General features: G+C 42.2%; 12 protein-coding genes. 3 read left to right on the top strand and 9 right to left on the bottom strand.

The window, feature by feature from the left end; genetic code table 11:
• Nucleotides 1-64 precede the first annotated feature (64 nt).
• On the top strand, nucleotides 65-730 hold the full coding sequence (locus tag H6F63_RS26890) for a Uma2 family endonuclease (RefSeq protein ID WP_190640364.1): 666 nt from the start codon (nucleotides 65-67) through the stop codon (nucleotides 728-730).
• Between the two features lie 133 nt (nucleotides 731-863).
• Here the strand turns inward: H6F63_RS26890 and H6F63_RS26885 are convergent, their stop codons facing one another.
• The 3 genes from H6F63_RS26885 to H6F63_RS26875 form a co-directional block, all read right to left on the bottom strand.
• Nucleotides 864-1,733, bottom strand: a complete 870-nt coding sequence (locus H6F63_RS26885; protein ID WP_190640363.1) for an alpha/beta hydrolase — start codon at nucleotides 1,731-1,733, stop codon at nucleotides 864-866.
• 111 nt (nucleotides 1,734-1,844) lie between these two features.
• Complete coding sequence (locus H6F63_RS26880) at nucleotides 1,845-2,474, bottom strand: cytochrome b N-terminal domain-containing protein (RefSeq protein WP_190640362.1); 630 nt, start codon at nucleotides 2,472-2,474, stop codon at nucleotides 1,845-1,847.
• Nucleotides 2,475-2,614: 140 nt separating this feature from the next.
• A complete protein-coding gene (locus H6F63_RS26875) occupies nucleotides 2,615-5,428 on the bottom strand; it encodes an EAL domain-containing protein (RefSeq protein WP_190640361.1) in 2,814 nt (937 codons plus the stop codon).
• Between the two features lie 388 nt (nucleotides 5,429-5,816).
• On the opposite strand from H6F63_RS26875, the gene H6F63_RS26870 reads away from it, so the two are divergent.
• A complete protein-coding gene (locus H6F63_RS26870) occupies nucleotides 5,817-6,233 on the top strand; it encodes a DUF2358 domain-containing protein (RefSeq protein ID WP_190640360.1) in 417 nt (138 codons plus the stop codon).
• A gap of 83 nt (nucleotides 6,234-6,316) precedes the next feature.
• On the opposite strand, the gene H6F63_RS26865 is transcribed toward H6F63_RS26870, so the two are convergent.
• On the bottom strand, nucleotides 6,317-7,639 hold the full coding sequence (locus tag H6F63_RS26865) for a hypothetical protein (RefSeq protein ID WP_190640359.1): 1,323 nt from the start codon (nucleotides 7,637-7,639) through the stop codon (nucleotides 6,317-6,319).
• 585 nt (nucleotides 7,640-8,224) lie between these two features.
• Between H6F63_RS26865 and H6F63_RS26860 the strand changes: the two genes are divergently transcribed.
• Complete coding sequence (locus tag H6F63_RS26860) at nucleotides 8,225-9,106, top strand: DUF2927 domain-containing protein (RefSeq protein ID WP_199298306.1); 882 nt, start codon at nucleotides 8,225-8,227, stop codon at nucleotides 9,104-9,106.
• Nucleotides 9,107-9,483: 377 nt separating this feature from the next.
• Here the strand turns inward: H6F63_RS26860 and H6F63_RS26855 are convergent, their stop codons facing one another.
• The 5 genes from H6F63_RS26855 to H6F63_RS26835 all read right to left on the bottom strand — a co-directional run bounded on the left by H6F63_RS26855 (nucleotide 9,484) and on the right by H6F63_RS26835 (nucleotide 18,071).
• Nucleotides 9,484-10,071, bottom strand: a complete 588-nt coding sequence (locus tag H6F63_RS26855) for a peptidoglycan-binding protein (RefSeq protein ID WP_190640358.1) — start codon at nucleotides 10,069-10,071, stop codon at nucleotides 9,484-9,486.
• Nucleotides 10,072-10,572: 501 nt separating this feature from the next.
• A complete protein-coding gene (uvrA, locus tag H6F63_RS26850; protein ID WP_190640357.1) occupies nucleotides 10,573-13,575 on the bottom strand; it encodes an excinuclease ABC subunit UvrA in 3,003 nt (1,000 codons plus the stop codon).
• Nucleotides 13,576-13,684: 109 nt separating this feature from the next.
• A complete protein-coding gene (locus H6F63_RS26845; protein WP_190640356.1) occupies nucleotides 13,685-14,254 on the bottom strand; it encodes a Uma2 family endonuclease in 570 nt (189 codons plus the stop codon).
• A gap of 94 nt (nucleotides 14,255-14,348) precedes the next feature.
• Nucleotides 14,349-15,800, bottom strand: coding sequence for a serine/threonine-protein kinase (locus H6F63_RS26840; RefSeq protein WP_190640355.1), 1,452 nt, complete (start codon nucleotides 15,798-15,800; stop codon nucleotides 14,349-14,351).
• 138 nt (nucleotides 15,801-15,938) lie between these two features.
• Nucleotides 15,939-18,071, bottom strand: a complete 2,133-nt coding sequence (locus H6F63_RS26835) for a serine/threonine-protein kinase (RefSeq protein WP_190640354.1) — start codon at nucleotides 18,069-18,071, stop codon at nucleotides 15,939-15,941.
• Between the last annotated feature and the right edge of the window lie 31 nt (nucleotides 18,072-18,102).

Below are 18,102 nucleotides of genomic sequence, written 5' to 3'. Positions count from 1 at the left end.
AAAACGTGTGTTGTCTACTGTGCAAACAAGCTACTATAAAAACATATTTTAAAAGTAAATCTCTATGGTACAATTTGACCCAAAACTGGGCTTACCCTCAAGTGATGAACTACCTGATTCTGATGGTCTTCCTGTGGATAATGAACTACAAACTCTCGTCCCCAATTTCTTGAGTTTAATTCTAGGTTTTATCTGGGCTAATCGCTTTGATTGGTTTTTTGGTGTCAATATGGGCGTTTACCATACCACAGGTTTAAATCCTAGAGTTCCCATTGTTCCTGATGCTTTTCTCAGCTTAGGAGTCGAACGGGTCAAGGGGAATAATTTACGTAAAAGTTACGTAACGTGGGAAGAAAACGGGGTTGTCCCCAGATTTGTTCTGGAAGTCGTTTCTCAAACCCCCGGAGGCGAGTACAACGATAAAATGACTATTTACGCCCGGTTAGGAGTGTTGTATTACCTTATTTATAACCCGGATTTTTGGCGACGCGATCGCCAGGAACCTTTTGAAGTTTATCGCTTAATTGATGGAGTTTATCAAGGTCAAATTGGAGAGCCGTTTTGGATGCCAGAAATCGGTTTAGGAATTGGACGAGGTATTGGCTATCATCTAGGATTTCAAAGAGAGTGGTTGTACTGGTTTGATCAAAGGGGAAATCGGTTTCCTACTCCAGAGGAGCTGGTGGAGCGTTATCGCGATCGCTTTGGTGAATTGCCAGAGGCGGAATAGCTTTAAAAATACATTATTAACTACTAAACCTCCACAGAAAAAGCCTGCCTATAACAGGTCTTTTTGTAGCCGCACCCTTTAAGGTGACGGCTACTGTTAACCGAACTGTATTGGGAGTGAGAGTTTATATTTGCTAATTTCTAGCTGTCAAAAACTCTCGCATATATTGAATTACCAACTGTGGCTGCTCTTGCTGCACCCAATGGCTAGAAGTTGGGATGTACTTGATCGTAAAGTCCTTGACGTACTCCTCAGTTCCATAGGTTAGTTCTTTACCCAGTGCTGTATCTTTCTCTCCCCAAATCATCAGCGTGGGAACTTGGAGAACGCTCCAATCCAAACTTAGAATTCTCTGTTGAGTTACATTGCGGTAATAGTTCAGCGTTGCTGTTAATGCACCGCGTTTGGAGGCAGCATCTTTATAAGCCTCAATATCCTCATTAGTGAAAGCGTTTTTGTTAACTGCCATACCCTTGAAAGCAGATTCAATTGCTTGGTAGTCTCCCGCTTGCAAGAGTAATTCTGGTAGTCCTGGTATTTGAAAGAAGAAGATGTAAGAGCTACGTAGCAACTGTTGAGGAGTGCGGAAACCTTCGGCAAACTTGGCAGGATGAGGTATATTTAGCACTATCAACTTATCTAACATTTCCGGGTAAGCGTAGGCAAAATTCCAAGCGATCGCGCCTCCCCAATCATGTCCAACCAAAACGCATTTATCGTATCCTAACCCTTGAATTACCCCTTTCACATCTTCGATAAATTCAGCCATTACATAAGCTGATTGCTCTTTTGGTTTGTCGCTTTCATTGTAGCCGCGCAAGTCGAGAGCCACGACTTTAAAATCTTTGGCAAATTCGGGTATTAGATGCCGCCATGAGTACCAAAACTCAGGAAATCCGTGCAGCATCAGCATCAAAGGCCCTTCTCCCTGCGTGACATAGTGCAGCCTGATGCCGTTACTCGTGATGTATTCGTGCTTCCAAGAACCTTCTAGCACTGACATTGATATTACCTCATACAATTGTGGATTTCCTCTCGTTACCAGGTTGAGCCTGGTAACGAGATTATTGAAACTCTGCCGCAATTTGTCCTGGTACAAACACTAAGATATTCGTTACTCAGGCAAAGATAGCTGAGCATCTGATTTCATCAACGTCTGTTTCTCTTCTTTTTCCTGTAGCAGTAATCCTGCTAGATGAATAATGGCAAGAATTAGCGCTCCGATGGAGAGAACATAACTGTGCAAAGTGTAAAGGTGTGCGACTGTTACAGTGTTGATTGCGCCACCGCCTGTAAGAATTTGTCGGAGTAGGGAACCGATGAGGGGAATGGTTTCTATTGTGCCTAACTCGATTTGGAAACGCCAGTATCCCAGCTGCGTCCAGTCGAGGAGCATAGCAGTCCATCCGAGAGCGATCGCAACTAAAGTCAATAAAATTCCGCTGATCCAAGCTGTTAGCCAACTAGGGCGAAATTTCTCTCCCAAAAACATCACAACAATTTCTATCAGAGAAACACCAATTAATCCATTACCAGCAATGTCATGGATACGCTGAACTAACCAGCCATTGGGAATTTCGGCTTTAATTGCGTTTAAGGAGTTATAGGCTCCACCCGCCGTAGGTTCGTAGTAGAAAGACAGAAGAATTCCGGTGATGGCTGCAATCACGGTTAAAGACAAAATAACTACAGCCAAAATAGTAGCCAGTCTCTGAAGTACGAAAGGGTACTGTACGTTTTTCATGGCTAATTCCAACCTTTGTCGGCTGAATATGTATTTATACTTATTTTATGTATTTTTCTTAAGTTAATGCCAATAAAATATTAAATTTCTTATTTCCCTAAATTGGAAATTCTCCCACTCTCCTACTCTCCTACCACCCATCACCACTGACACTCTCGCGCCATCAATACTTCTATCGCCTTAACATCCAGGGGCCGGGAGAAAAAATATCCCTGACCATACTCGCATTTGAGCGCTCTGAGCTGGGCAAGTTGCTCAGATGTTTCTACCCCTTCTGCAATCACATCTAGACCCAAGTTATGCGCCAGCGTCACAATGGTGCGGACAATTTCCGAATTTTCACTATCGCCGCTCATCCTACTGACAAAGGAACGGTCAATTTTTAAAGTATCAATTGGAAATCGGTGCAGATAACTTAAAGATGAATAACCCGTGCCAAAGTCATCAATATATAACTGTACCCCTAATTTTTTCAGCTGCAAGAGCGTGGAAATTGCAGATTCAGCATTTTCCATCACGGCGCTTTCAGTGATTTCCAACCTCAAACTTCCAGCATCTAAACCAGTGTCTTGTAAAATCTGATGGACTGCTAGAGCTAGATTGGGTTGTGTAAACTGTTTGCTAGAAAGATTCACGCTAATAGTTAAGGGTGAGTTGCCCAAGAATTTTCCTTGCCATTGGCGCATCTGACGGCAAGCTTCCTGTAATACCCACCAACCGATAGGAACAATTAGCCCTGTTTCCTCCGCCACCGGAATAAATTCCCCTGGAGAAACCAAACCCCGCTCTGGATGCTGCCAGCGCACTAGCGCCTCAAACCCGGTAATTTGACCTGTGGAGAGCGAAACAATTGGCTGATAGTGAAGCCGAAACTCTTGGCGATTAACAGCCTGTCTCAGGTCAGTTTCTAAGTGCAAAAGTGCCACGGCGCGGGTGTGCATCGCTATGTTAAAAACTTCATGACGCTCTCTACCCAATGCCTTAGCGCGATACATGGCAATATCAGCATCGCGTAACAGGTGTTCTGGCTCTTCGTAATCTGTTGTACCCAACGCGATACCAATACTGGCGCTGGTAAACACTCTCTGCCCGTCCAGATTGAAAGGTAAAGCCAGTTTATTTTGAATTTGGTTGGCAACGCGGGTGGCATCGCTGATATTTGTAATATCGTCTAGGAGAATTGCGAACTCGTCACCCCCCAAACGAGCAACTGTATCTACATGGCGCACACACGTTTCCAGCTTACGAGCGATTTCTACTAACAGTTGATCTCCGCTCATGTGTCCCAGGCTGTCGTTGACGACTTTAAAGCGATCTAGATCCAAAAAAAGAACGGCAAACAAGTAATCGTTACGCCGTTTTTTCAACTCATTCGCGTGTTTTAGTCGATCCATGAACAAGGCACGGTTTGGTAAGCCTGTCAGCTTATCGTAAAAGGCATCGTGTATTAATTGCTCTTCTGCAAGTTTGCGATCGGTAATATCTGTAGAAACACCGAGAATTTGTCTAGTTTTTCCATCTGGCGATACAAGCAATTTCTTAATTGTCTGAAACCAATGTACTTTACCTGTGGAATCTATAATGATTTCTTCTGGAATAGTTTTTTCGTAAGATGCTCCTATCACCTCTCTGTCATCGCAAAGAAACTGATCTATTTGCGCTGAATTCGAATTGAAATCTGCATCGGTTTCGCCAAGCAGATTTTCGACTGTTGTACCATAAATATTTGCTAGTGCTTTATTAGCTAAGATAAATTTTCCATCGCAGTCTTTGACAAAAATTAGATTTGAAGTTCCGTCAATTACATAGCGAAGAAACTCTTGTTGTACTCTCAATGCTTCCTCAGCTCGATTGCGCTCAGTGATATCTCTAATAACGCTGATGACGCACAATTCATTATCAAAGTCAATAATTTCTGCTGATACCAGCCCTACACGGACTTCGCCTGACTTAATAATAAAGTTAAATTCCTGGTTGCGAACTGTCCCTTGATGCTGTAAAGTCTGCATCACCTGAGTACGATCCTCTGCATTTGCCCAAAGGTTTAGCTCAAATGAAGTAATACCGATAATTTCTTCGCGGCTATAGCCAGTGTGGTGTAGAAAACCATCATTGACTTCAATAATGCGTCCTTCTGCTAGGGTGGTGATAGCGATCGCATCCGGACTGGAACGAAAGGCTTTAAAAAACCTTTCTTCTGACATCCGCCGCGCCTCTTGTGCCAGTTCGCGCTCTTTAATTTCAGCTTGCAATTTTTGATTCGCTTTTTCCAGTTCGGCGGTTCGTTCCTGAACCCGGATTTCTAGCTCATCGTGGGCTTTACGAAGCGCTGCTTCTGTGTGCTGGCGTTCTAGTGTCGCTTCTAGCAGGTTTGCGTAATTACGTCGCAGTTCGAGTTGCGCGACTACTTGACGACTAAGCGCTAAGAGAGCCTCTTGTTGCTCCAAACTCAGTTGACGCGGTACAAAGTCAATTACACAGAGCGTTCCCAGTGCATAACCTGCGGGCGTTATTAAGGGCGCACCCACATAAAATCGAATGTTCGGGTCGGACGTCACTAAAGGGTTAGCTGCAAACCGATTGTCGGTTGAAGCGTCTGGGACGATAAACAGATCGGATTGCATAATGGCATGGGCGCAAAACGCAATATCTCGCGGTGTTTCTGATACCTCCACGCCTACTTTTGACTTGAACCATTGACGATTCGCATCAACTAGGCTCACCAGTGCAACCGGAGTTTCGCAGATATGTGCGGCCAAATAGGTCAGCTCGTCGAAAGCCCCTTCTGGACGAGTATCAAGAACTTCATACTGGCAGAGAGCTTGAAGCCTTGCTGCTTCATTGCTAGGTATTGGTGCTTTCACTCTTGATGTTTCTCCAGATTGGATGTTGGTGACATCTTCTTTAGCACTAGCTTTCGCTTCAAATATCCCTATCCGGCTCAGATTTGCCATATATATTTAGTTTTTCCTTTGCCAGGTTAGCTACATTTAGTCCTGCGGTATTTAGTTTTACCTCAAATCGGATAGTATCCCTAGGGATCTAAATCACATAAATCCGGTACTTTTATCACAAAATGCTTTAAGCAAGCCCTGAAACAAGATGTTTGTAGATCGGTAGGGCTTGGATGTTCTCTTGCTATGAAGTTTTTGTAAGTTTTACTTTATCAACCTTTAATAATTATCACAGATAAAGTTTAAAATTAATGTTGATGAACTAGACTTTTGGGGCGAGTTCATCCAGAGGCAGGTGCGTTAGGGTGACACCCGTAACATACCCTACAGATAGAATGCACAAGCGCTACGCACCAAAATAAAATCACTTAGAGGATCATGTTAACGCATGGAATATCAATGGCAAGTCAATCGGGCGATAGAAACCTTAAAGAAGGATTTACCGACACTTTTTGAAAAAGATATATCCTACGAAATTTATACGAAAGATATTTACTTTCAAGATCCTGTCAACAAATTTAAAGGAAAATTTAACTATCACATTATCTTTTGGACTTTGCGATTTCACGCCAGGCTATTTTTTACTCAAATTTATTTTGATTTGTATGATATATCTCAAACAGCTCAGGATACGATTTTGGCAAATTGGACTGTTCGAGGTGTCCTGCGAGTTCCCTGGAAAGCTCACATATTCTTTAATGGCTATTCTACTTACAAGCTTAATAAAGATGGTTTAATATATAATCACATCGATACTTGGGATCGTAAACCGAGCGAAATTCTGAAGCAGTTCATCCGCAAATAAGCAAAAAGGCAAAAAATAAATTGACTTGCGTATTTGGCGCTACGCCCTAATAACCCCTTTTCAATTTTTGCTTCTTCCCTTTTTTAGCGTTCACATTTGTGAGAAAAAACACGATAAGCATTCTCGTCTACATTACAAGGCTCGGTTAAATCATCGTCTTCCATATTCACCAAATTGTATTGAACATTTTCCGTATGAATTGCTAATGTAACTTTTGACACTTCCAAAAAATTTATTACCCAAAAACATTCTTCTTGCGGATAACATTCATAATACTGAATAATTTTCGCAAGACAAACTTCTAAATGAGTACGGCTATAGGGAGAAATTAGAATTATTTTGAGGAGAAGCATTGCTAAGGTTACGGATTTTCCTTGAGAAGCTAAGGAAATAAACAGCGAAGAAGGTTCCCCGTTTCTCTTAACCGTTAAACATTCAATAACTCGATTACAAGTTTTGAGTAGCAGAGAGCTATCTAACTCTTTTTCTGAGTATTCTTCATAGAAAGATTCTAGGGCTTTACTTACTTTTGTTTGTAGAGTCTCTACTAAACCTTGGTTATCTGTAGAATAAAATAAATATTTAAGTAGGCTTTGCTTAAAATACTTGTACTTAAGCTGTTGAGTTTGTTTGAGAAAAATATTAGCTAGACTTGCATGGTTGAACCAGCCGCGTTTTGCCAAAACTTTCTTCACTAAGCGCAGTGCGTCATCACCAAGAGCAGTAGGGTTTTGAGTTCTTGTATCATTAACTGTAACAGGCTGAGAACGAGCTGTATACATCGCCAGTTCAAATTTGAATTGTTCTTTTAGCTGCTTTGCTAGTCCTTTAGCTGCTTGACGCTGTTCTAGGGTGTTTTTAGAATTTACATACTCAGGTGCTAGTAAATAAGAAGCATAACGGTATTTCCAATGGTCTTTCTGTACAACTTCATATTTAAAAACAAATAGCTTGAGTTCTTGGTAATCTGGGCTATTGACAAAATTCAACAGCCACGTATTGAGGGTTCTTCGAGTTGGGGACGAGAAGCTATTGCTAGGCGATAAATTAGAAAACAGTTGAACTAAATCTTGTGCTGATTTGGATTGCCTAGCGGCAATCCAATTATTAATTAAAATATAACAACAACGTTTTAAAATATTTCTAAATTCTTTTTCAGCATTAACAAATATTATTTTTTGTAGGGCTTGTCTAGGCTCAGAAGCAACAGCCTTAGCCGGATCAACAAATAACTGGTTGAACTCATATAAAACTAAGTCTGGCGACCATTTTTTAACAATGCTGAGAAAAAAACGGCAGATAATTTCTTGCTCAGGAAGAATATTTTTGCCCGACTTGTTTGATTTAGGCAATGGCTTAGGCTGATAAGAATTTGGTAAAACATCCCGGATTTTCGGAGTCGTCATAACTCTTGAGTGCTTGGTTGTGAGTTGAGGTAAAACGCTCTGGGATTGCATGGTGCTGTCGAAGATTCTTTATTCTAAATGTAGACTGTTTCTCAACAAGACTTTGTGATGGAAAACAGCGATAGCGTATGACAGCCACCTCATGAATGGGTGAGGAGGGATACTATAGCAATGTGACGCCAGTCACGCAAGCGATCGCCTTTAAGGTTTGTGGGAATTTTCTCCGCTGGGGGATTTTTTTTGTACAGCTGTAGCGGAAAATGAAATCGAAAACCTCTACTGTAGAGAAGAGGTTTGAGACGCACCAATAGTAAGCTGTATCTAGCTGAAGCCGAGGTGTAGCGATCGCTTCCTAGCGAATTGCTGATTAACTACACGCCGTTTAGAGGTAATTCCGGCTTCTCGTAGCGCAGCACACCTACTTAATATACACCTCACATTAGAATAACAACTATTAACTATATTCGCAATAAGAGATAAAAATATCTCTTTCCTAGTACCCAATTCCCACTTAAAAGTTAACTTCTCGGCGTTAAAATACACTAAACAACTAAGAAGCAGCAATTCCAGGGAACATTATTCTGATTGGAGAACGTCAATTTAACCCGCCGTCTTCTGACCATGCTGAAATTTTATATGCCAGTAACCAAGCGAACTCTTTGTAGTTTAATTGTAAGCTGTTTGATGCTTTTGGCTTATCAGCCACCCAACTATGGGAATAATAAGCAGTTCGATACCCGGACGAGTGAAAAGGCAGTTAATCGTACCTCCATCAACGGAAAATACACACCTCTGGCAATTAATTATTTTCTGGAAGTGGCTATGGGAACTGAGTACGAAGGCTCAAGTTCCACAATCAAAAAATGGGATAGGGATATAAGGATTAAAGTTATTGGTTCGCCAACTCCTGAAGACCTCACAAGTTTGCAAGCAGTAATTGACGAAATCAATATTCTTACCTCAGGTAATATTAACTTGTCATACGATGCCAATAATCCCAACCTAGAAATCTATTTTGTTCCTGTCTCACAATTTGCGAAATACGAGCCAAATTATAAGGCGTTAAATTATGGTTTTTGCTGGGTTGGGTGGAATAATGATGCTATTTATAAGTCGAGAGTTTTGATTTCTACGGTTGGAATTACCCAGAAAGAACGCTCTCATCTGATCCGCGAAGAACTCACCCAATCTTTAGGGCTAATGAGGGATTCTGACAGATACGCAGATAGTATCTTCTATCAAGGTTGGACTGACTCAACAGAGTATGCTGAGATTGACAAAGCTCTTATCAAAATGCTTTATCGACCAGAAATCCGTTCTGGAATGAGTAAGGCACAAGTGCTGGAGGTGTTGAGAACAATGGATATACAAGAAGAAATCGCACCTAATTCTGATTGTAGACCAACCGATGCCAATCCTGCTCTTGATTTTTCGGTTGAATCATTTTGTGATAGTAGCACTAAGTAAGAGGAATCTCTTTTAACTAAGGAAAGCCGGAAATCTGCACGGTCTTTCTTTAGTGGTTAAGTGAGAGATTCCCTGGATAGCGATAGGAAGCTGTCTAAAAGCTGAAAATACCTCAATATTGTGCGGATGAGGCGCAATAAGGTGCAAAGCACGAAAAGAGCGATCGCTATAACTTTACTCTTAAAAATACTCCGATCTGCGATTGGGCAAGATAGTATTTCGTTACCAAACCGCCGTAGACACCCTAAAATTAAAGACGATACTGGAGGTTAGTTACAGATCAATCGCTGTTGTGCTTTGCAAGAAGTGATAGAAGTCCATCACTTCTCGTGACACCTTCGCTTAGCTAGGACGCTGTCAACTTCCTAGACTCTTTCTTAATACAAAGCCGCACGAGTTTGTGGCCCAACAACGCCGTCTACTCGTAATCCGTTTGCTGCCTGAAATCTTTTTACTGAAGAGGTTGTTACAGAACCATAGTATCCCGTGCTGGTTCCACTAAAGTAACCTAAATCTCTCAGACGATTCTGGACGCTAACCACGCCGGGGCCACTGATACCAAATCGCAACAGACCTGATGGAGAACCACCACCAGTAGTACCACCGCCGGTGCTACCCCCTACCCAGGCGGCAGATACCCAGTTGCCATTAGAAAGCTGCGCCCAGCCTCCTGAATAGCGACCGCTTAGGGAGATATCGGTTCCATTTCGCAAGCTACCGACAACCGCACCATTAGGGCTGGAACGGACTCTCAGGGAACTGCCATTGGTTCTCACATAGGCTGCCATAGCACTATTGGCTAAGCTGACAATTGAGAGCGCCATAATGGCAGATAATAAACCAATCCAAGCTGAGCTTGGCGGTTTCAAGTTTAATCCTTTGAATAATGTCACCTCGTATGCGTCCGGATTGAGGGTGACTTCTTCATGGGCTACAGACAAATGGATGTATGCAAGTGTTTCCATTGTTTTATTCTCCAAAAAATTGCTTAATGCAACTGAAAAAAGGCTGTCACCGCCATTTTTCTCAGTTAGTCGTTATCGCGTGGGTGTAACTACTGAGATTAACTACAATGATATAAAGCAATTTTCGGTTAAATTATATTTTTTAATTAAAAAATAATATTAGACAGGCGGGCGGCATAATTTAAGCTGGCAGGTAGTGCAGTAGCGATCGCAACCAGAGAGACAATGCAAAAATGACGTTTATAAATTAATGTTACTCGCGTACCCCTTTCTCTTGACGTTCTGGAATTAGTTTATCTAGTAAACTGTGAGTTTATTCAGAGCTAGGGGGTGTAGGGAATGCGATCGCTAATTTTGGAGATAACTTACATTTCAATACTTCTATAGGAGGTATTAGCCCCCCCTCTACAAGAGGGCGGGTTGGGGAAAGGTAAATTTGTATTGCACCGAAGTGGGAATCGCTATAGCTTTCTCAAAACCGGTTATTTTTGTTAAAAACTGTCATTTTGCTGGATGCTGCTGTAACACCTGCTTGATATATTGTCCCGTATAAGACCTTGGATTCTCTGCTACTTTCTCTGGGGTACCTACGGCAATTAATTCTCCACCTTTATTACCACCTTCTGGCCCCAAGTCAATTACCCAGTCAGCGCAACGAATTACATCTAAGTTGTGTTCAATCACCAAAATTGAATTCCCTTTGTCTACTAAACGTTGCAACACATCTAGCAACTTGTGAACATCATAAAAAGATAAACCTGTCGTCGGTTCATCTATTAAATACAGCGTCTTTCCTGTAGCGCGACGAGAAAGTTCTGATGCTAACTTCACCCGCTGCGCTTCACCGCCGGATAATGTGGGTGCGGGTTGTCCTAAGCGAACGTAACCTAGTCCGACATCAAGCAAAGTTTGCAATCGCGTTGCTGCTTTAGGGATGTTTTTAAAAAACTCCAGGCTTTCTTCTACTGTCATGTTGAGAACATCGGAAATAGACTTGCCTTTATACTTTACTTGTAGAGTTTCCCGATTGTAGCGATCGCCTTTGCAAACTTCGCATTGTACATAGACATCCGGCAGGAAGTTCATCTCAATTACGTTCACGCCCTGTCCGCCACAAGCTTCGCAACGTCCACCCTTAACATTGAAAGAAAACTGCCCTGGTTTGTAGCCTCTCGCTTTCGCTTCAATTGTTTGGGCAAAGACATCGCGAATCGCATCAAAAACACCCGTATATGTAGCAGAATTAGAACGGGGAGTTCGTCCGATGGGAGATTGATCGATGACAATCGCTTTATCAATCGAGTTGAGTCCTTTGATAGTATCTAGCTGTTTCGGGAAAGGAACTTTGCGGGTGAGTTGGTGTTGTAATGCTGGGTAAAGTAATTCGTTAACTACGGTTGATTTTCCGGAACCAGAAACGCCAGTGACACAGACAAGTTTACCCAAAGGAATTTCGACATCTATATTCCTTAAGTTGTTACGGTAGGCATTTTTGAGAACAAGCGATCGCCCGTTTCCATTTCTCCTCTGTGCTGGCGTTTCAATTACCTGTCTTCCTGATAAATATGCACCAGTCAGAGACTCTTCTGCTGTTAATAATGTCTCCAAATCGCCTTGGGCAATAACTCTTCCGCCATGAACGCCTGCACCGGGGCCAATATCAACAAGATGGTCAGCAGCACGTATAGTTTCTTCATCATGCTCTACCACAATTAATGTATTACCCAAGTCGCGTAGTTTGGTCAAAGTTTGCAGCAATCTTCCATTATCTCTTTGATGCAGTCCGATACTTGGTTCATCCAAAACGTAGAGTACCCCCGTGAGTCCAGAACCAATCTGAGTAGCGAGACGAATTCGTTGTGCTTCTCCCCCAGAAAGTGTCATCGCCGGACGGTCGAGGGTGAGGTAATCTAAACCAACATCAAGGAGAAATTGCAATCTAGCTCTGATTTCTTTTAAAACTAAATCGGCGATTTGGGTTTGGCGATCGCTTAACTTTAAATTATCAACTCGTTCCCGACATTGCCCAATATCAACACTCGTTAAATCGGTAACTCTATATTGTCCCAATCGCACAGAAAGCGCTTCTGGTTTCAATCGCTTTCCTTGACATACTTCGCAAAGCTGATCTACTAAATATGGCTCCAGCTTTTGTTTAACCAGTTCCGAATTGGTTTCGTCATACTGTCTCTGAAGCATCGGAATTACTCCAGCGTATCGTCTATATTCGTTACGGTCTTCTATCTTGATAGATTTATCAGAACCGTACAAAATGATGTGTTGCTGTTCTGAATTTAACTTGTTCCAGGGTGCTTGGATTTCAAAACCATAAGCTTGTCCAACGCTGTACAGTAGCGAAAGATAGTAAGAGTTATCTTTTTCTGACCAAGGTGCAATAGCTGCATACACTGGCGAATTAGGATCTGGTACTAATAATTCTGGTGAAAATGTCCGCAAGTTACCCAAACCGTGACACTTAGGACAAGCACCGTAAGGCGAGTTAAATGAGAACAATCGCGGGGAAAGTTCATCCATCACCGCACCATGTTCTGGACATGCAAAGTTTTCTGAGAATACTATTTCGTTGCTTGGTTGCTGATAGGAATTCTCCCCATTTGTAGAAGTATCTTGCACATTTTCGCTTTTTGGGGTATTTTCAGCATAAGAAGTATTTGTTTGCTCGGATTGTTTAGGTACCGATGTATCATTTAGAAGGTCGATAACCGCAATTCCACTGGCATGACGCAGACAGGTTGCCAGAGAATCGACTAAACGCTCCTGAATACCAGGTTTTTTAATCAACCTGTCAATGACAATCTCAATGGTATGAGTATAATTTTTATCAAGTTCAATAGAATCGGAAAGTTGAAAAACCTCGCCATCGACGCGGACGCGAGCAAATCCTTCAGAAACTAGACTGGAGAGCAATTTTTGATGAGTGCCTTTCTTACCGCGCACCACGGGCGCTAGAATTTGGAAGCGGGTGCCGTCGGGCAGTTCCATGATGCGATCGCATATCTCATCAATCGTCTGCGGTGCAATTGAGCGATCGCATATCGGACAATGCGGTTCGCCAGCGCGTCCAAACAACAGTCGCAGGTAGTCGTAAATCTCCGTCACCGTGCCAACTGTGGAACGTGGGTTGTGAGAAGTCGATTTTTGGTCAATGGAAATTGCCGGACTTAAGCCTTCAATCGCATCTACATCGGGTTTATCTAACTGCCCTAAAAATTGCCGTGCATAGGCACTTAGAGACTCAACGTAACGCCGCTGCCCTTCCGCAAAGATGGTATCAAAGGCAAGGGAAGACTTACCACTCCCGGAGACACCAGTAAAGACAATCAAGCGATCGCGCGGCAATTCCAAATCAATATTTTTCAGATTGTGCTGCCTAGCGCCGCGAATGCGAATTTTATTTTGGTTTTCCTGATTTACGCCCTTGGGATGATGCCCATTTGGGGAATGGGTTGGTAGAGCATCTGAAAGATTTACACGGTCAGACATGAGGGCAGGGGGAAACAGTGCTTAACGATCTTAACGCTGTCTTTTGCAAAACTTTGATGACTTATCCGATTCCTGAAATGATGGGTAACTGAAAGTCAGTAGTAAGCCATCAACTAAGTTCTAAGACATCCTCATACAGCGCGGCAATGAGACAGCTAAAATTAACACTAGCCAATTCAACTTCTTCGTCTTTGCCGTAGGGATAGAGAACCCAACGCCCTTCCGAATTGCGACGAAAACAATCTACACTTACCTTTTCTTGATTTATTAACACATATTCTTGGAGCGTTTCCAACGTTCGATAGTCGGCAAATTTATCACTTCTATCAAAAGCTTGTGTTGTTGGAGACAGCACTTCAACAATTAAGCAAGGGTATCGCTTGAAATCATCAGGATTCCTATCCCGCTCATCACAAGTTACCATCACATCGGGATAATAAAAAATATTGGCTTGTTCAATGCGGGCTTTCATGTTCCCTGCATAAATACAGCAGCCTCTACCTCGAACATGGCTTGTTAGCCGATTTACCAAATTTATACAAATTGTCTCATGTGCATCGCTTGCACCTGCCATTGCATAAATTTCCCCTTGCCTATACTCATGTCTGATTGGACTTATCTTCTCACCTTCCAAATAATCTTCTGGGGAAACGTAGATATCGCTTTTACTAACGGTCATATTTTATAGCTTCTTTATGATGCTTTTATTTTAAGCGATCGCTTTTAAAATTACTTGGCAAGGAGAAGCTATCGCCTTTACATCTGCAAAAATTTTATCTATGTTTAGTGCCATCAGGCATAATTGCACCCTTGAAATTTGCATTCCGTAGCTTGGTATCTAACTTGGCACCCTTCAAGTTAGCACCCTCCAGGTTAGTACCCTCTAGGTAAGCATCTTTCAAGTTAGCACTACCCAAGTTGGCACTTCCCAAGTTGGCACTTCCCAAGTTGACTCCCCGCAGGTTAGCAAACTCTAGGTTGGCACCCTGCAAGTGTCCACTCGCCAAGAACGCACCACGCAGGTTCGCACTACCCAAATTGGCACTTCCCAAGTCAGCACTTCCTAATTTGGCAAACTCCAGGTTGGCACTTCCCAAGTTGGCACTTCCCAGTTTGGCATTATCCAAATACGCTTCCTGTAAGTTAGCATTTCCCAGGTTGGCAAACTCTAAGTTGGCACCTTGTAAGTTGGCATCTCGCAAGTTAGCATTCCCCAGGTTTGCACCCTTCAAATTGACACCGTGGAGATCGCACTTTTCACATTCTTTAGTTTCCAATAACCGCTTAACCAAAGTTTCCTGCCGGGGAGTTGTCAAAGCTGGGTAAATCATCATAACCCCCAAACCGGCGATAATACCGATGCTGGCTAACCCCAATACAGCGGCTTTTTTTCTACTTTTTATGCTACTGCCGACAACATCAATAGGCTTAAGTGCGGTCATCGCAACAATAGCATCATCGAAGCGATTATTCAGGTTTGGTTCCACCATTTTTGTTAGCCATTCCACAAAGCTTGAACTTAGCTGAGGAACCAATTTCTTAAAATCAAAACGATAGTCATCATCAATTAAGTTACCAATAGCAACCGAACGGGTGCCAGTAAGTAAGCAGATTAGCGTTACACCTAAACTATAGAGGTCTGATGCCTTTGTGAGAGGACGACCAAACTGTTCTTCCGGCGGCATAAAACCGGGAGTTCCTGCTGCCACACTGCTCATTGCCACTTCCCCACCCCGAATTCTCGCCAAACCAAAATCAACTAGGTAAGCATTTAATTGCTGGTCAACCAAGATATTTTCAGGTTTGATATCTCGATGAATAATTGGCGGGGTTCGCCTTTGCAGGTAAGCCAAAATTTCTAATACGGAGAGAGCAATTTGCTTAATTTCTTCAGGATTAAAGCTGCATCTTTCTGCTAAAGATGGCGCGTTTTTATATTCCTGCACCAGGCAAAAACCCACTGAAGTTTCAAAGGAATTTAGGTATTGAGGAATGCGGGAATGCTGCATCTGTTGCAGCACTTCAATCTCGCGCTGATAAGCTTTAAAACTCGACCAGTCACCAGCTGCATCTGCAAAACGAAACTCTTTGATTACTACCTGTTGATCCGAGTTGAGGGCGGTAGCTTGATAGGTAATACGTCCTGCTTCCCGGTTGCGCCCCAATTCTCTGATGACTTGATAACCTAGCTGGGAAAAGTCTGGATAGTTACTCATTTGATTCATCGCTGTCTCTCAATCTCGGCGCAGCAAATTAATACTGATGGAGTGCATCTCAATTTTGTAAAAACGCCTAACAAGTAACCTCGCGCGAGGCTTGAGCCTGTGGGAAATTTATTTGAGATGCTCCTCTATTGCTTCCTGTCAAGAGTCAGCTTTTCCGGATTTATCTGACTTTTTACCTGCTTTTGGAGTCAACTTTTCTGGCTTCATTTGACTCTCCACCTGCTGTTTAGCTTCTATTGCTTGCTGGTAATCTGGCTTGTATCGAATTGCCTTCTCATAGGAAGACAGCGCTTCTTCGTATTTTTGTAAATTAAATAGCGCATTGCCGCGACTGAACCAGCTTTCGTAGTGTTCTGATCTAATACCAACAGCTCGGTTATAAGACGCGATCGCATCCTCGTATTTTTTCAAATTATACAATAGATTCCCTAGATTGTACCAAACTATATAATCATTATTATTTAATCTAAGCGCTTTTTGATAAAAGCCTAATGCTTCTTCGTAACGTTCCAATTGATGCAGCGCCCAACCTCTCGCGTACCAGCCTTTGTAGTAGCTTGGTTGAATTTTATTCACTTGTTTATATGAATCAATCGCTTCTTTATATTGCTGCAAATTAACTAAAGCGTTGCCACGACTGTACCAAGCATTGTAATTATTCGGCTGAAATTTAACAGCTTTCTCATAAGACTCAACAGCATCTTGGTAGCGTTGCAAGCTGATGAGCGAATTCCCGCGATTGTGCCAAGCTTGCGCGTAGTCAGATTTGAAATCAATCGCTTTGTCGTAAGACGCGATCGCATCCTCATACTTCTGCAAATTATGCTCTGCCCATCCTTTACTATACCAAGCTTGATAATAATCTTGCTTAAATTTAACTGCTTTATCAAAAGAGTCTATCGCTTCTTCGTATTGCTGTAAATTAGTCTGTGCTTCTCCTTTACCATTCCAGACTTCAGGCGAGTTCTGCTTAACTTCCAAAGCCTTGTCAAAAGAATAAATTGCTTCTTTGTATCGCTGCAAGTTATCCAAGACATAACCTCTACCAGCCCAAGCTTCAAAAGAAACTGGATTCAGTTGAATTGCTTTATCATAGGCATCAAGTGCCTCTTTGTACTTCTTTAAATTTAACAGAGATTTACCGCGGCCATTCCAAGCCTCAAAGTAATCTGGACTAATTTTAAGAGCTTTGTTGTAAAGCGCGATCGCTTCTTCATTCCGGTTTAACTCAGATAGCGTCTTGCCTCGATTATATAAATCAGTTGCATTAGAAGAATTAACAAAATTTACCAAATAAAATCCGCCCACTGTCCCCAATCCAAGCAGAACAGTTAATATTAAAACATTTCTCCAAACCGAGACTGATTTTTTAGCTTTCTTCTGAGTTGTTGGACGAACTGGCGTTTTAGCAACTGGCGAAACCATCATCGTGACACCAGTAGGAATCTTCAAATCTTTAAGTGCTTGCAATCCTTCAGATGCTGATTGGTAGCGCTGCCGAAAATCATAACGCACCATCTTGTCTAAAACATTCCCCAGAGCATTGCTAACTGATGAATGATTACGCCAGATGATTTCCCCAGTATCCAGATCGGTTTTTAACTGATTAGGAAATATCCCAGTGAGAGCTTGAATCCCAATCATTCCCACAGCGTAAATATCGCTAGTTAATTTAGGGTGTCCGTTAGCTTGTTCGCTGGGTAGATACCCTTGCGTACCAATAGCTACAGTCAAGTTACTCTGTATACCATTAATTATCTGAGTGCTGATTTGTTTTACTGCACCAAAATCAATTAAAACTAACTTATCGTCTTCCTGACGACGGATTAAGTTACGGGGATTAATATCACGGTGAATTACATTTTGTTGATGGACAAATTCTAAAATTTCTAAAATATCTTGTAAAAGGGAAACAACTTCATCTTCACTCAACTGTTTACCGGGAGTGAGTTCCTCGCTGAGGTTATAGCCTTCAATAAATTCTTGAATTAGATAAAACTCTTGATTTTCCTCAAAGTAAGCAAAAAGGCGGGGAATTTGAGCGTGATTTCCTAATTGATACAAAACTTTGGCTTCAGTATCGAATAAACGCCTTGCTATTTCTAAAGTCTGCGGATTGGTTGACTGAGGCTTAAGTTGCTTAACAACGCACGGAGGATTGCCAGGGAGATACATATCTTTAGCAAGGTAAGTTTTACCAAACCCACCTCCTCCCAAGGAGTTGATGATTTGGTAGTGTCCTCCTAGTATTTGTCCTAAAGTTAAGTTCATGCAGTTTCGTGACAGTTGGCGTTAAAGAAGG

The sequence above is a fragment of the Trichocoleus sp. FACHB-40 genome, assembly GCF_014695915.1.
Lineage (GTDB): Bacteria > Cyanobacteriota > Cyanobacteriia > Cyanobacteriales > FACHB-T130 > Funiculus > Funiculus sociatus.
Note: the sequence above shows the minus strand (reverse complement) of the source record. Positions and strands in the feature narration are given on the sequence as shown.

What these genes read in the sequence shown, in the direction of transcription:
- H6F63_RS26840 (WP_190640355.1), bottom strand. Translation starts at nt 15,800, where the DNA reads ATGAATCAAATGAGTAACTATCCAGACTTTTCCCAGCTAGGTTATCAA.
- H6F63_RS26835 (WP_190640354.1), bottom strand. Translation starts at nt 18,071, where the DNA reads ATGAACTTAACTTTAGGACAAATACTAGGAGGACACTACCAAATCATC.
- H6F63_RS26875 (WP_190640361.1), bottom strand. Translation starts at nt 5,428, where the DNA reads ATGGCAAATCTGAGCCGGATAGGGATATTTGAAGCGAAAGCTAGTGCT.
- H6F63_RS26865 (WP_190640359.1), bottom strand. Translation starts at nt 7,639, where the DNA reads ATGACGACTCCGAAAATCCGGGATGTTTTACCAAATTCTTATCAGCCT.
- H6F63_RS26845 (WP_190640356.1), bottom strand. Translation starts at nt 14,254, where the DNA reads ATGACCGTTAGTAAAAGCGATATCTACGTTTCCCCAGAAGATTATTTG.
- H6F63_RS26885 (WP_190640363.1), bottom strand. Translation starts at nt 1,733, where the DNA reads ATGTCAGTGCTAGAAGGTTCTTGGAAGCACGAATACATCACGAGTAAC.
- H6F63_RS26890 (WP_190640364.1), top strand. Translation starts at nt 65, where the DNA reads ATGGTACAATTTGACCCAAAACTGGGCTTACCCTCAAGTGATGAACTA.
- H6F63_RS26880 (WP_190640362.1), bottom strand. Translation starts at nt 2,474, where the DNA reads ATGAAAAACGTACAGTACCCTTTCGTACTTCAGAGACTGGCTACTATT.
- H6F63_RS26870 (WP_190640360.1), top strand. Translation starts at nt 5,817, where the DNA reads ATGGAATATCAATGGCAAGTCAATCGGGCGATAGAAACCTTAAAGAAG.
- H6F63_RS26855 (WP_190640358.1), bottom strand. Translation starts at nt 10,071, where the DNA reads ATGGAAACACTTGCATACATCCATTTGTCTGTAGCCCATGAAGAAGTC.
- uvrA (WP_190640357.1), bottom strand. Translation starts at nt 13,575, where the DNA reads ATGTCTGACCGTGTAAATCTTTCAGATGCTCTACCAACCCATTCCCCA.